This is a genomic window from Mesorhizobium sp. LCM 4577, assembly GCF_001854795.2.
GTDB lineage: Bacteria > Pseudomonadota > Alphaproteobacteria > Rhizobiales > Rhizobiaceae > Mesorhizobium > Mesorhizobium plurifarium.
The window spans coordinates 122830-137146 of record NZ_MDDU01000007.1; the positions used below are offsets into that span (position 1 = coordinate 122830).

At 64.4% G+C, this 14317-nt stretch carries 13 protein-coding genes; 6 read left to right on the forward strand and 7 right to left on the reverse strand.

What is annotated here, in order from left to right; genetic code table 11:
- Positions 1–10: 10 nt before the first annotated feature.
- From LCM4577_RS12135 to LCM4577_RS12150, 4 genes are all read left to right on the forward strand, one after another.
- Positions 11–289 carry a hypothetical protein gene (locus LCM4577_RS12135; protein ID WP_131803458.1) on the forward strand — a complete coding sequence of 93 codons (279 nt, stop codon included), beginning with the start codon at positions 11–13 and terminating at the stop codon, positions 287–289.
- Entirely contained in the window at positions 286–1059 is a 774-nt protein-coding gene (locus tag LCM4577_RS12140) for an amino acid ABC transporter substrate-binding protein (protein WP_071071348.1), read from the forward strand. The genes LCM4577_RS12135 and LCM4577_RS12140 overlap by 4 nt, the downstream gene beginning before the upstream one ends.
- A gap of 162 nt (positions 1060–1221) precedes the next feature.
- Positions 1222–1902, forward strand: coding sequence for an ABC transporter permease subunit (locus LCM4577_RS12145; protein ID WP_041000882.1), 681 nt, complete (start codon positions 1222–1224; stop codon positions 1900–1902).
- Positions 1899–2669 carry an amino acid ABC transporter ATP-binding protein gene (locus LCM4577_RS12150; protein WP_071071350.1) on the forward strand — a complete coding sequence of 257 codons (771 nt, stop codon included), beginning with the start codon at positions 1899–1901 and terminating at the stop codon, positions 2667–2669. Before LCM4577_RS12145 ends, LCM4577_RS12150 begins: the two co-directional genes overlap by 4 nt.
- Before the next feature lie 79 nt (positions 2670–2748).
- Here the strand turns inward: LCM4577_RS12150 and LCM4577_RS12155 are convergent, their stop codons facing one another.
- The 6 genes from LCM4577_RS12155 to LCM4577_RS12180 form a co-directional block, all read right to left on the reverse strand.
- Positions 2749–3330 carry a CarD family transcriptional regulator gene (locus tag LCM4577_RS12155; protein ID WP_071071352.1) on the reverse strand — a complete coding sequence of 194 codons (582 nt, stop codon included), beginning with the start codon at positions 3328–3330 and terminating at the stop codon, positions 2749–2751.
- A 372-nt stretch (positions 3331–3702) separates the two neighbouring features.
- A complete protein-coding gene (gene fdxA / locus LCM4577_RS12160; RefSeq protein ID WP_071071354.1) occupies positions 3703–4041 on the reverse strand; it encodes a ferredoxin FdxA in 339 nt (112 codons plus the stop codon).
- A 151-nt stretch (positions 4042–4192) separates the two neighbouring features.
- Positions 4193–4579: an RNA-binding S4 domain-containing protein gene (locus LCM4577_RS12165; protein WP_040991755.1), complete on the reverse strand. Its 387-nt coding sequence runs from the start codon at positions 4577–4579 to the stop codon at positions 4193–4195.
- A gap of 70 nt (positions 4580–4649) precedes the next feature.
- Positions 4650–8075 (reverse strand): helicase-related protein, encoded by a 3426-nt coding sequence (locus tag LCM4577_RS12170; protein WP_071071356.1) that lies wholly within the window; start codon positions 8073–8075, stop codon positions 4650–4652.
- Between the two features lie 754 nt (positions 8076–8829).
- Positions 8830–9555: an acetoacetyl-CoA reductase gene (gene phbB / locus LCM4577_RS12175; RefSeq protein WP_071071359.1), complete on the reverse strand. Its 726-nt coding sequence runs from the start codon at positions 9553–9555 to the stop codon at positions 8830–8832.
- A 121-nt stretch (positions 9556–9676) separates the two neighbouring features.
- Positions 9677–10861, reverse strand: a complete 1185-nt coding sequence (locus LCM4577_RS12180; protein ID WP_071071360.1) for an acetyl-CoA C-acetyltransferase — start codon at positions 10859–10861, stop codon at positions 9677–9679.
- A 306-nt stretch (positions 10862–11167) separates the two neighbouring features.
- Between LCM4577_RS12180 and phaR the strand changes: the two genes are divergently transcribed.
- Positions 11168–11761 (forward strand): polyhydroxyalkanoate synthesis repressor PhaR, encoded by a 594-nt coding sequence (phaR, locus tag LCM4577_RS12185; protein ID WP_071071362.1) that lies wholly within the window; start codon positions 11168–11170, stop codon positions 11759–11761.
- 204 nt (positions 11762–11965) lie between these two features.
- Here the strand turns inward: phaR and LCM4577_RS12190 are convergent, their stop codons facing one another.
- On the reverse strand, positions 11966–13108 hold the full coding sequence (locus LCM4577_RS12190) for a citrate synthase (RefSeq protein WP_083354705.1): 1143 nt from the start codon (positions 13106–13108) through the stop codon (positions 11966–11968).
- 89 nt (positions 13109–13197) lie between these two features.
- On the opposite strand from LCM4577_RS12190, the gene LCM4577_RS12195 reads away from it, so the two are divergent.
- Positions 13198–14298: a citrate synthase/methylcitrate synthase gene (locus tag LCM4577_RS12195; RefSeq protein ID WP_071035997.1), complete on the forward strand. Its 1101-nt coding sequence runs from the start codon at positions 13198–13200 to the stop codon at positions 14296–14298.
- The last annotated feature ends 19 nt before the right edge of the window (positions 14299–14317 follow it).

The following is a 14317-nucleotide window of genomic DNA, read 5'->3' on the forward strand; positions in this document are numbered from 1 at the left end:
GATTGCGCGTATGACGGTTGAAAAGACGCCGCCGCGCCCTACAACAGCCATGCAACGTGTCAGGCGCATGGATGGTTCCGCCGCCCGAGGGGGCAGATGTTGCCGGCGGGAACATTTTGTTATCGGCCAGGAAAAGCTGCTTGGCGGATTTTCGGTCGATTTGAGAATCAGATTTCTGGTGGAGCCGATATTTGAAATCTGGTTCCTTATTTTGCAGCCTTCTATCTGTCAGTTTCCGGCTCTCACAATCGCGCCGGGCACCGGTCAAAACGGGATCACAGAAAAATGAAATGGCTCAAACCGCTCCTTCTCGCCGGAACGCTGCAGGTTCTGGCGATCACCGCCGGCCATGCCGGCGCCAATCTCGACCAGATCAAGCAGGCCGGGGTGTTCAAGGTCGGTACTGAAGGCACCTACGCGCCCTTCACCTATCACGACGAGTCCAACGCGCTGGTCGGCTTCGACGTCGAGATCGCCAAGGCCATCGGCGACAAGCTCGGCGTCAAGGTCGAGTTCCTCGAAGGCAAGTGGGACGGGCTGATCGCCGGCCTCGACGCCAACCGTTACGACGCCGTCATCAACGAAGTCGGCATCACCGATGCGCGCAAGGCCAAGTATGATTTCTCCGATCCCTACATCGCTTCGAAGGCGGTGCTGATCGTGCGCGGCGACAACACAGACATCAAGACCTTTGCCGATCTCAAGGGCAAGAAGTCGGCGCAGTCGCTGACCTCGAATTTCGGCAAGCTCGCTGAGAAGAACGGCGCCGAGCTCGTCGGCACCGACGGCTTCGACCAGTCGATCCAGCTTCTGCTCACCGGCCGCGCCGACGCCACCATCAACGACAGCCTGTCCTTCCTTGATTTCAAGAAGCACAAGCCGGACGCCAATGTGAAGATCGCCGCGCAGGAAGAGAATGCCGATTATTCCGGCGTCATCGTACGCAAGGGCGATCCGGAGCTGGTCGCGGCCATCAACAAGGCGCTGGCCGACATCAAGGCCGACGGCACCTACCAGAAGATCGCCGACAAGTATTTCGGTCAGGACGTTTCGAAGTAAGCCAATCGTTCCTTTGTTCGGAAAATGGCGGGCCGTCAAAAACGGCCCGCCATTTTTTACACGACATTCATCGGGGCCGTCTTTGACGGCCCGGCGGTTTTTGCGTGATAGTCAGCCCATACGGGGGAACGCGCCGCCGTATCTGGAAGGGAGAAGCGCCCCGTGCCGCACTGGCTGCAATTGATGCTGGAATCATTGCCGACGCTGCTATGGGCGGCGCTGATCTTCACCGTGCCGCTGACGCTTTTGTCCTTCGCGCTCGGGCTGATCGCCGGGCTGGTGACGGCGCTGATCCGGCTGTTCGGCCCGAAGCCGCTGGTCGCGCTGGTGCGATTCTATGTCTGGATCTTTCGCGGCACGCCGCTTCTGGTGCAGCTCTTCCTGATCTTCTACGGCCTGCCCTCGGTCGGCATCCTGCTCGATGCCTTTCCCGCCGCCCTGATCGGCTTCACGCTCAACATCGGCGCCTATACCTCCGAGATCATCCGCGCCGTCATCGGCTCGGTGCCGAAGGGCCAGTGGGAGGCCTCCTATTCGATCGGCATGACCTGGAACCAGGCGATGCGGCGCACCATCCTTCCGCAAGCTGGCCGCGTCGCGGTGCCGCCGCTTTCCAACACCTTCATCTCGCTGGTCAAGGACACCTCGCTCGCGGCGGCGATCACCGTGCCCGAGATGTTCCAGGCCGCGCAGCGCATCGTCGCCACCACCTATGAGCCGCTGATCCTCTATGTGGAGGCGGCGGCACTCTATCTTGCGTTGAGTTCGGTGCTGTCGGCGCTGCAGGCGCGGCTGGAGGTGCGGCTCAACCGCTATGGCGGGTTCCTGGAGGCCAACGCATGATCGGCCTCACCGACATCGAAAAGCGCTTCGGCGACAATCTGGTGCTGAAGGGCGTCACTGTCAGCCTCGACGAGGGCAGCGTGACCGCGCTGGTCGGCCCTTCGGGCGGCGGCAAAAGCACGCTCCTGCGTTGCATCAACCTGCTGGAGATTCCCACGTGCGGTTCCCTGCGCATCGGCGACGAGACGCTTGCGTTCCATCCCGGCGTCAAGGTGCCGGCCAAAGACGTTCAGCGCATCCGCCTGCAGACCGGCATGGTGTTCCAGAATTTCCAGCTCTTTCCGCATCGCACGGCGATCGAGAATGTCATGGAGGGGCTGGTGACGGTGCTGAAATGGCCGGAGGCGCGAGCGCGCGAGCGGGCGATGGCGCTGCTCGAAAAGGTCGGCATGGCGCACAAGGCCGATGCCTGGCCGGCGACGCTGTCCGGCGGCCAGCAGCAGCGCGTGGCGATCGCCCGGGCGCTGGCGCCGTCGCCGCGCGTGCTGCTTTGCGACGAGCCGACCTCGGCGCTCGATCCGGAACTGGCGCAGGAAGTGGTCGACGTGCTCGGGCAGCTGGCCCGCGAAGGCACGACGATGGTGATGGCCACGCATGATCTGAGGCTCGCCTCCAAGATCGCGCAGGAGGTCGTCTTCCTCGATGCCGGCTCGATCGTCGAGAAGGGACCGGCCTCGGTCGTCTTCGACAATCCTGAACGCGAGCGGACCAAGCGCTTTATTGCCTCGCTGCGGCAGGAGGAAGCACAGAAGGACGCTGGCGTTTGAACTCAGGAGAAGAAAGAAGGCTCCCGAAACAAAAAACCCGGCCTCGGCCGGGTTTTTCGTATTCGATTGAGCGGAAAGCTCAGGCAGCTTCTTCCTGCTCGGCTTCCTCGTTGTCGGCCTTGGCGCCGCGCTTCGGACCCTTGTTGAGGTTGACCTCGATGAGGCGCACCGCCTCGGTCTCCGACATGCGGTTCACCGCGGCGATCTCGCGAGCCATGCGGTCGAGCGCGGCTTCGTAGAGCTGACGCTCGGAATAGGACTGCTCCGGCTGGTTGTCCGCGCGGTAGAGGTCGCGCACCACTTCCGAGATCGAGATCAGGTCGCCGGAGTTGATCTTGGCGTCATATTCCTGGGCGCGGCGCGACCACATGGTGCGCTTGATACGGGCGCGGCCCTGCACGACCTTGAGCGCGCGGTCGACATAGTCCTCTTCCGACAGCTTGCGCATGCCGATCGAGGTCGCCTTGGCGACCGGAACCTTGAGCCGCATCTTGTCCTTCTGGAAGTCGATGACGAACAGCTCCAGCTTGTGACCCGCAACTTCCTGCTCTTCGATCGCCACGATCTGGCCGACGCCATGCGCGGGGTAGACGATGAACTCGCCGGTCTTGAACCCGTGGCGGGCCGCGTTGGACTTCTTCTGCGGGGTGATCGTTGCCATTACGCCCTGAACTCCTTAGTTGTGCAGCCGGCATCATGCCGGCGCGAACCCATAGGGTCGGCGATAGCCGACCGTCAGCCGCGCAACAGGATGAACCCACCGGAAAAGCAGGGACCGGCATATCGCACGAATGCAACCGCCTGCCCCAGATCGCTCTGGTCCGGATCTAAAAGCTCACCTTTCAGTGATTTGGGGCGTTAGCGCCATAAATCGACGTCGTGTCACCGGCATGTTTCGCTTATGTAACACAAAAAGTCGGAAGAATCAAGGTTTTGCTGCGTTCGCTAACGCCAAACGAGGTCGCTGCCTGTCAAGACAGTAATTGTATCGGTCCCGTTACGTCGCGTCAGGCCGGTGTTGCCGGCACCAGCATCAATCGCCTTCGCCGGGCTCCGCCGAGAAATATTTCTCGAACTTTCCGAGCTCGCCGTCAAAGGTCTTGGCGTCCGCCGGCGGCTCTTTCTTGGCGGTGATGTTCGGCCATTTCTCGGCATATTCCGAGTTGATCTGCAACCATTTGTCGAGACCGCCCTCGGTGTCCGGCTTGATCGCGTCGGCCGGGCATTCGGGCTCGCACACGCCGCAGTCGATGCACTCGTCGGGGTGAATGACGAGCATGTTCTCGCCTTCGTAGAAACAGTCGACCGGACAGACCTCGATGCAGTCCATGTATTTGCATTTGATGCAATTGTCGGTCACGACATAGGTCATCGCAGGCTCCGGAACGTCCCGATTTGCTCGGCTTTTTCAAGTTGAGGTAACGCCTTTGCCGGCTGCTTGCAAGGGCAGGGCATTCGGGCGCTGTCGGCATCGGGAAAAGGAAATCCAACGGTGCCGCCGCCGGCGGTACGGTCGACCTTATTCAATCGTCGCCGAGCAGGCGGTCGGTCTGCCGCCGCTCGCGTTTGGTCGGGCGGCCGCTGCCGGCCTCACGCAGTGCCGGAATGGCGTCCGGAACCGCTCCGCCTTTGGGCGTCGGCGCCGGCGACATGTCCTCGTAGAGCAGCCGCGCCTCGTCGGCCGGGCCGCGCCGCGTGCCGCAATTGACCACCTTCCAGACCAGGATGCGGCCCTCGAGCGTGATGGTCAGCACGTCGCCGGGCTTGACCAGATCCGAGGCCTGCGCTGCTTTGTCGCGATTGATGCGCACGCGTCCGGCGACGACGATTTTCGCCGCCAGCGAGCGCGATTTCACCGCGCGCGAGAAGAACAGCCATTTGTCGATGCGCTGGCGGCCTTCTCCAACCATCGCGGCTAGCTTCGTTGGAGCATGATCTCGCCCGAAAACCGGTTCCCACTTTTCGGGATCATGCTCGCGCCTATTTCTTCAGCTGGTCGCGCAAGGCGGCGAGCTTGGCGAAAGGCGAATCCGGGTCGAAGCGCTGCGGGCGTTCCTCGCGCGGCTTGCTCTGGAAGGCCGGCTTGCCGCCAGAAGCGTTGCCCTTGCCGTCCTGCCTGTTGCCTTTCCAGTCGGGCCGGCCGTCGCGGCGGCCCCCGCCCCCTTCGTGACGATCCGGGCGCTCGCCTTGCGGCCTGCCTTCGCGCCGATCGCCTGTCTCCGGCCTCGGCTTGAACTTCGAGCGGTCGAAGCGCGGCTTGCCGGCGCCGTCGCGGCGGCCTTCATGCGCCGGCTTGTCGCCGGGCATGCCGCCGGCGCCTGCCTCGCGTGAGGGTTGGCCGCCGCGCGGGCGATTGTCGCGGCGGTTGTCATGACGGTGACGCGGGCGCTGATGGTCGAAACGCGCCTGGCGCCACAGAAGGACAGGCTTCGGTTCCTCGGCTTCGGCCGGAGTTTCGCCGGTGGCGGCGTTACCCTCCCCCTCGTGGGGAAGGTCGGCGCGCAGCGCCGGGGCGGGGGGAGTGCCGGCGTCGGTGGCATCGGCACCGCCTGCATCGTCGGCGCCGTCACCCCCACCCGCGTCGCTTCGCGCCGCGACCTCCCCCATCGAGGGGGAGGTAGGCGCCTCGGCGGTTTCGGCCGCCTCAAGCGCCACAGTGATCTCTGCGGGGTGGGCCTCTTGCGTGATCTCGGCCGCAGCTTCCGCCAGCTCTCCCGGGACAGGCTCCGCCGCCACTTCCGCGACGGCTTCAGCCGAAGCTTCGGTTACGGGTTCGACGACGGCCGACTCCGAACCGTCGGCTGATGTCTCAGCAACCGTGTCCGTCGTCGCAACTTCAGTCGCCGTTGCCGGCGCGGCACGCGCCGCTTCTTCCGCGGCGAGCTTGGCCGCGGCTGCTTCGCGGGCGGCGTCGTCCAGCGCGTCGAGCTTCGCCTTCACCTCGGCGGCAGGCCTTGCCTCGGAGCGATAGCCGAGACCTTTGAGGATCTCCTCCATGTCGTCGGCCGTGGCGCCGAGGATCGACATCATCGGCGGCGTCACCATGAAGGCGTGGCCGTCATAGGCGCCGTCCGGACGCTGGCCGAGGCCGGGCTTCCAGTTGGTCGCCGGGCGGATGAGGTCGGCAAGCCGTTCGAGGATATCGACGCGCACGGCGCGGCGGCCGAGATTGCGGTAGCCGGCGAGCTTGTAGAAGGTCTTGTCGAAGGCCGGATCGATGACCACCGAGGTGCGGCCGGAGGCCAGCGCATGCACCACGTCGCCGAAACCCGGCTTGTCCTTGCCGTCGTTCTTGAGCGCCCACAGCAGCGTCACCAGTCCCGCCGGCGCCGGCTTGATCAGCGCCGGCACGAAGACATGGTAGGCGCCGAAGCGCACGCCGAGGCGGCGCAACGCGGCGCGGCCTTCCTGGTCGAGCGACTTCATCTCTTCCGCGATGTCGCGGCGGTTGATCAGGCCGAAATGCTCGACCAGCTGGAAGGCGATGCCGCGCGCGATGCCGGTGATCTGGTCGGCATTCTTCAAGTCAACCAGCGCCTTCAGCAGCGACTCGATCTGGAAATTGACGAAACGCTCGGCACGCGCCGCGACCTTGTCGCGGGCAGGGCCGTTGAGCTGCTCGTCGGCAAGCAACACCAAGCGCGGCTTCAGCGCCTCGTCGCCGGCGACCAGCGTGCCGATCGGCGCGCCGATCCAGCGTAAGATGCCGTCGGAGCCGAGCGCCAGGTCGCCATTGGCGCAGGCGGCAAAGCGTTCGGCGCGCGCGTCGAACTCGGCCGCGAGCGCCTTCTGGGCGGCGGTGCGCACCGCCTTGGCATCCTCGCCGCCGGCGCTCTGGTCGGCGGTGAAGCGGAACCCTTGCAGCTCGCCGACGTGATGGCCTTCGACGAGGACGGTTCCGGTAGGGCTGATTTCGGCTTCAGGCATGGTATTTTCTCTAAGGCGCCGCATGAGGACGGAAGTCCTGCGGTCTACGAAGCGTTTCGTCAACCGCTCATGCAGCGCATCCGACAATCTGTCTTCGATTTCGCGCGTCTTTTCCTGCCAGTGTAGCTGATCGGCCAGCCAGCCGGGCCGGTTGGAGACGAAAGTCCAGGTGCGGATCTGGGCAATCCGGTGCGACAGCGTGTCGATATCGCCGTCCGTCGTGTCGGCGCGCCGCACCTGCTCGGCCATGTAATTCTCATCGACATGGCCATGGCGCGCAAGGTCCATGTAGATGGAGGCGATGAGGTCGGCATGCTGGGCCGGCGCGATCTTGCGGTAGTCGGGAAGCGCGCAGGCTTCCCACAGCAGCGCGACGCGCTCCTTGCCGGTGGCCAGAGCGCGGATGTCGCCGTCCTTCGACAGATGCTCCAGTGCCTGCGCGTCCACGGCCGGCAGCGCGCGGGTCAGGCCCTCGACAGGCGAATTGGCCTCGATCGAGCGCTTCAACGCATCGAGGCTGGAAAAGTCGAAATCGGCGGTGCGCCATTGCAGCACCTTCACCGGGTCGAAGTCGTGCGCCTCGATCTTGGCGACCAGATCCTCGTCGAACGGATCGACCTGGCCGGTGACGCCGAACGTGCCGTCGCGCAGATGCCGGCCGGCGCGGCCGGCGATCTGGCCGAGCTCGGCGGCGGTCAGGTTGCGGTATTGGTAGCCGTCGAACTTGCGGTTCTGGGCGAAGGCGACATGCTCGAGGTCGAGGTTCAGCCCCATGCCGATGGCGTCGGTGGCGACGAGATAGTCGACGTCGCCGGACTGGAAGATCTCTACCTGGGCGTTGCGGGTGCGCGGCGAGAGCGCGCCGAGCACGACGGCCGCACCCCCTTGCTGGCGGCGGATCAGCTCGGCGATGGCATAGACCTCGTCGGCCGAGAAGGCGACGATTGCGGTGCGTCGCGGCAGCCGGGTGAGCTTCTTCGAGCCGGCATAGGCGAGATGCGAAAGTCGCGGCCGCGTCACCACCGACACACCCTTCAACAGGCGCTGCAGGATGCCGTGCATGGTGGCCGCGCCCAGAAGCAGCGTCTCCTGGCGGCCGCGCAGATGCAGGATGCGGTCGGTGAAGATATGGCCGCGCTCGAGATCGCCGGCGAGCTGCACCTCGTCGATGGCGACGAAGGCGGCGTCGGTCTCGCGCGGCATCGCCTCGACGGTGCAGACCGAATATTTCGCGCTCGCCGGCACGATCTTCTCCTCGCCGGTGATCAGCRCCACCTTGTGGGCGCCGACCTTCTCGCAGACGCGGGCATAGACCTCGCGGGCGAGCAGCCTCAGCGGCAGGCCGATGATGCCGGTCTCATGCGCGACCATGCGTTCGATGGCGAGATGGGTCTTGCCGGTGTTGGTAGGCCCCAGCACGGCCGTCACGTCGCGGCCCGAAAGGATCAGCGGCTGGGAGTGTTTCGGCTGGATATTCATCGGCTCGGAAATAAGTGTTTCTGCCGCTTTGATTGTTCAAGCATGATCTTTCTCCGAAAACCGGTTCCCGCTTTTCGGGATCATGCTTTTGGTCGGAAGCGCGGCGCCGCCGCGTGTGACAGCCGACACATAGGGATTTAGGACGCCGAGCGAAAGCGGAATGTTCTTCCGGGAGCAGGCGGGAATGCGAGCACCGGTCAAAACCGGCTGCTGTTAACGGCTGGAACGAGTCTGGAACGAATCAGCGACGAATCGCTGACTCACCCTGATTCAGGTTTTGTTCACGGCTATATGTGGATTTTTTGACGACGAGTCGCACCACATGCTGAATCGGGAAATTGGCCCGATTCATGCCTAGCCTCCGTTGGAGCCGGGCTGTCGTTAACCTTTGCCGGTGAACGATCGCGATCGACTCGGGGTGCGTCGTCAAGGTTATGAAATTGTTGAGCTTTCTTAATTGATTTTAACGATTTCAGCGATGTTTGGGCCGTCCGCCGTTAATCTTTCGGCCAAAGCCAGAACGAATCGGCGACGAATCAGAGAAGGGCAAAGTTTCCTGGTTTGTTCACCCCTAGATATGGTGTTGTCCACAGCTTACCCACCGAGGATTCACAGCTTGTCTTAGGGTTTATGCACAGAGTGCGGTCGCGGCCGTTAACTTTTGCGTGCCGGATTGAGGCAAGGTGTCACGCCGGCTATGCCGCTGGCGAAAAAGGCGGCTCCGGTGCCGGAGCCGCCTTGGCGACAAATGATGTCAGGAGAAGTATTGGCCGCCATTGGCAGTGATGGTCGATCCGGTGATGAAGCCGGCCTCGTCGGAAGCCAGGAAGACGACGCAACGCGCGATCTCTTCCGGCTCGCCGAGGCGGCCGACGGGGATCTGCGGGATGATGCGCTCGTTGAGGACCTTCTCGTCGATCGCCTTGACCATCTCGGTCGCGATATAGCCGGGGCAGATGACGTTGACGGTAATGCCCGCGCGCGCGCCTTCCTGGGCAAGAGCCTTCGAGAAGCCGATGTCGCCGGCCTTCGACGCCGAATAGTTGGCCTGGCCGGCCTGGCCCTTCTGGCCGTTGATCGAGGAAATGGTGATGACGCGGCCGAACTTGCGGTCGCGCATGCCGCTCCACAAAGGATGCGTCATGTTGAAGACGCCGGAAAGGTTGGTGTCGATCACTTCCTTCCACTGCGCGGGCGTCATCTTGTGGAACATGGCGTCGCGCGTGATGCCGGCATTGTTGACCAGCACGGAGACCGGGCCGAGATCGGCTTCGACCTGCTTGATGCCAGCGGTGCAGGCCTCGTAGTCGGCGACGGACCATTTGTAGACCGGAATGCCGGTCTCGGCCTTGAATTTCTGGGCCGCCTCGTCATTGCCGGCATAGTTTGCCGCGACCGAATAGCCGGCGTTCTGCAAGGCGACCGATATCGCAGCACCAATGCCGCGCGATCCGCCGGTGACGATTGCTACTTTGCTCATGTGGTCCTCCCTTTTTGGTCACTTGAGGCGAATAGGGAGTAGCGAATAGCGAATAGGGATCCGATGTCCCGCTGCGCTGACGCCGTTCTTCCCTATCCGCTGCTCCCTATTCGTTATTCGCTCACAGCGCTTCCACGCACATAGCGACGCCCATGCCGCCGCCGATGCACAGCGTGGCAAGGCCCTTCTTGGCACTTCTGCGGCGCATCTCGTGGACCAGCGTGTTGAAGATGCGGGCGCCGGAAGCGCCGATCGGATGGCCGATGGCGATGGCGCCGCCATTGACGTTGACGATCGAGGGGTCCCAGCCCATGCCCTGGTTGACGGCGCAGGCCTGCGCGGCGAAAGCCTCGTTGGCCTCGACGAGGTCGAGATCCTTGACCGACCAGCCGGCCTTTTCCAGCGCCCGCTTCGAGGCGGGAATAGGCCCGGTGCCCATGATCGCCGGATCGACGCCGGCGGTCGCCCAGGAGGCGATGCGCACCAGCGGGGTGATGCCGCGGCGTGCGGCCTCGGCCTCGGTCATCAGCAGTGCGCCGGCGGCGCCGTCGTTGATGCCGGAGGCATTGGCGGCGGTGACCGTGCCGTCCTTGTCGAAGGCGGGCTTAAGCTTAGTCATGGCGTCGAGCGTCGCGCCGTGACGGATGTACTCGTCCTGGTCGACGATGGTGTCGCCCTTCTTGCCCTTGATGGTGAAGGCGACGATCTCGTCCTTGAATTTGCCGGCCTTCTGCGCGGCCTCGGCTTTGTTCTGCGAGGCCAGCGCGAACTCGTCCTGGGTTTCGCGGGTGATCTGGAACTGGCGGGCGACGTTCTCGGCGGTGTTGCCCATATGGTAGCCGTTGAAGGCGTCCCACAGGCCGTCCTTGATCATGGTGTCGATCATCTTGTAGTCGCCCATCTTGACGCCGGCACGCAGATGCTCGGCATGCGGCGACAGCGACATCGATTCCTGGCCGCCGGCGACGATCACCTTGGCGTCGCCGGTGGCGATCTGCTGCATGCCGAGGGCGATCGCGCGCAGGCCTGAGCCGCAAACCTGGTTGAGGCCCCAGGCGGTGGTCTCCTTCGGCAGGCCGGCGTTGATCGAGGCCTGGCGGGCCGGGTTCTGGCCTTGAGCGGCGGTCAGCACCTGGCCGAGGATGACCTCGTCGACCTCCGTCGCCTCGACCTTCGCGCGCGCCAGCAATTCCCTGATGACGACGGCGCCGAGCTCATGCGCCGGCGTTGCGGCGAAACTGCCATTGAAAGATCCGACCGCGGTGCGGGCGGCGCTGGCGACGACGATTGAATTGGAAGCGGCCATTTTCTTCTCCAGACTTCGAGGTGTCGTATTTTAGGCTATCGTTGAAGACTTTTCTTGCCCGTTCAATGACCTGAGTCAAACCGGAAATGGGCATGGCCGCCATGCGCGGCAAGCAGAGCGCGCGCCAGTCGCGGTAACGTGACGTCGGCCATGCGGCGGATTTTGCAATGGCTGTGCAGCATTAATTGATGCCGCAGTGCACAAACCGCTTGGAATTGTGACGCTTTTGCGCGTATCCTCGATTGAGGGCGCAATCGTTACCGGCCGCTTACTCCGAAAGGTGCCGGTGTCCTGGGGAGGATACGGATGGCCGCAAAAGACGACCCGATCGTCATCAAGAAGTATGCCAATCGCCGGCTCTACAACACCGGCACCAGTACCTATGTGACGCTCGAGGACTTGGCCGAGATGGTCAAGAAGGGCGAGGAGTTCACGGTCCAGGACGCAAAGACCGGCGACGACATCACCCACCCGGTGCTGACGCAGATCATCTTCGAGCTGGAGAACAAGGACGGGCAGAACATGCTGCCGATCCCGTTCCTGCGCCAGCTCATCTCCTTCTACGGCGATCAGATGCAGATGATCGTGCCGAGCTTCCTCGAACAGTCGATGATCGCCTTCTCCAAGGAGCAGGAGCGGTTCCGCGAGCAGATGAAGGGCRCATTCGGCAAGACGCCGATGGACATGATGAAGACGCCGATGAAGGCGCTCGAGGAACAGACGCGCCGCAATGTCGAGATGTTCCAGAACGCCATGCGCATGTTCACGCCGTTCCCGCCCGCCGGCGGCAATTCCGCGGCTCCTGCCGAGCCGCCGAAGAAGGAAGAGAAATCCGACGATTTGCAGGAACTGAAGGCGCAGATCGCGGCCATGCAGCGCAAGCTCGACACGATGTCCTAGAGTATGCCGATATTCGGGTGAGGCCGGCCTGCGAACGACGGCTGCCTGCGCTTCCGGTGCTCACGTACTTTAAGTACGCTCCGCTCCGGTTCTCGGTAGCCATCGTTCTCGACTCGGCCTGACCCGAATCTCGGCACACCCTGGCGCGCTTTACCGCAAGGCAAAGCGCTAAGCGCTTCACCGTAATAGACCCATCGGCGTTCACTAAGTGCCGACCGGCCCGTCGTAACGGGCGCGCGGCCGGATCAGCCTGTTGCTGGTCACCTGCTCGATGGCGTGCGCCGTCCAGCCGACGCTGCGGCCGAGCGCGAACAGGCGGAACGGCGCGTCGGCCGGCAAGCGCAGGCTGCGCGTCATCGCGGCCAAAGCGAAATCGATGTTCGGATGCAGGCCGGTCGCGGCAAGCACCGCCTTGCGCAACCGCGACAGCCCGTCGTCGATGTCGAGGCCGGAGAAAACGCCCTCGGCGCGCGGGTCGCCTTCCGGATAGAGCGGGTGGCCGAAGCCGGGCAGCGGCCGGTCATGCGCCAGCCAGCGGGCGACCGCTTCGTCCGCGCCCAGCCGCTCCGCGTCCTCGACCAGCGCGATCGCCGCGGCACCCGCGCCGCCATGGCGCGGGCCGGTCAGTGTCGCGAGACCGGCGAGCAGGCAGGCGGCGACCGGCGCGCCGGTGGAGGCCGCGACGCGGGCTGCGAAGGTCGAGGCGTTGAGCTCGTGATCCGCCAAGAGCACCAGCGCCTTGCGGATGAGATCGGCGCCGGCGGCTTCCACCGACCAGCCTTGCGCCAGCCTGATGTGCACGGGTTCGGAGCCCGGCGTTGCGCCGAGCGCCGTTGCCAGCGAGCTGGTTGCGGCGGCGCCGTCCTGCTGCAGCATGGCCGGCCTGCGGCCGAGCGAGGACCAGCCTGCGGTCGCAAGCGCCGAGAGCCTGGCGAAGGCGGTCGGCGTGCCGCTTTGCCGGGCGGCTGACGGCGTCAGCGAAGCGAACGACACCGGATGGTCGGAGGCCCACAGCAGCGCGGCGGTCTCCTCGAGCGTCGCTGTCGCCGAAAATTCCACCGCGTCCTTGCCGCGATAGACGAGGCGGCCATGCAGCACCGTCGAGATCGAGGTGGCGATGGCCGGCTCGCCCCAGGCGATGGCGCTTTCGGCGATCGCCTGCGGGCTCCTTCCGCGGTCGCGGCGCGTGGCAAGCGCTGCGATGTCGTCGGCGCGGTATTGGCTGCGGCGCGGGTCGGCTTCGTCCGGCTTCATGCCGATGCGACCGCGGCTGACATAGGCATAAAGCGTTTGCGGCCGGACGTTCAGCCGCTCCAGCGCTTGCTCCCGCGTCAGCCACTCCGTCATCTGCCGCCTTACGTTGATTATCTTGATCAAGATTGATGCATTGATTGCGTAGCATTAATTGCAAAGCGCAAAAGATCAAGGAGACGATCATGGCGAATGGGCTCGATGATGTTGTGGCGGCCGACACGGTGCTTTCCGATGTCGACGGCGTGGGCGGGCATCTCACCATCCGCGGCCATTCGCTGATGGAGCTCGCTGGCCGCTGGCGTTACGCGCAAGTGGTGCATTTGCTGTTCGACGGTTTCTTCGACGAGCTTCCCAGCGATGCCGAGTTGGAAAAGGCGATCGGCAAGGCGCGAGTGGAAGTATTTGATCGTGTGAAACCGATGCTCACCCAGCTTGCGTCGCTCGATATTTACAGCGGCATGCGCGCCGGCATGGCTATCCTGCCGGACGGCGACGGACTTGCCGACGCGCTCAGGCTGATCGCGGCGCCGGCGGTGCTGACGCCGGCCCTGCTGCGCCTTGGCCGGGGCGAGACCCCGATCGTTCCCGACGAAAAAGCCGATCATGCCGGCGATATGCTCAGGATGCTTGCCGGCACCGCCTCGCCGGCGCTTGCCAAGGCGTTGGACAGCTATCTGGTGACGGTCTGCGACCACGGCCTCAACGCCTCGACCTTCGCGACCCGCGTGGTGGCCTCGACGCAAGCCGGGCTGACCTCGGCGATCCTAGCCGGGCTCGGCGCGCTGAAGGGCCCGCTGCATGGCGGCGCGCCGGGGCCGGTGATCGAGATGCTGGACGCCATCGAGGCCAGCGGCGATGCGGCTGCCTGGCTCCGCAACGAGATCGCGCATGGCGAGCGCATCATGGGCTTCGGCCATCGCATCTACCGCGTGCGCGACCCGCGCGCCGACGCGCTGAAGGCGGTCGTGCGGCAGCTCGGTTCGCGCAATGAGGCAAGCAGCAAGGAGATGGGCAGCCGGCTGGTCTTCGCCGAGACAGTGGAGCAGGCGGCGCTCGAAGTGCTTCGCGTCGCCAAGCCGCAGCGTTCGATCCAGACCAATGTCGAGTTCTACACCGCGCTTCTGCTCGAAGCGGTCGGCTTCCCGCAAGAAGCATTCTCCAACGTCTTTGCCGCCGGCCGCGTTGCCGGCTGGATTGCGCACGCCCGCGAGCAGCAGGCAACCGGACGGCTCATCAGGCCGCAGTCGCGCTATATCGGGCCGGTGCCGGATCTGGTGGCTTGAGAAGCCGTTCCTCGCCCCC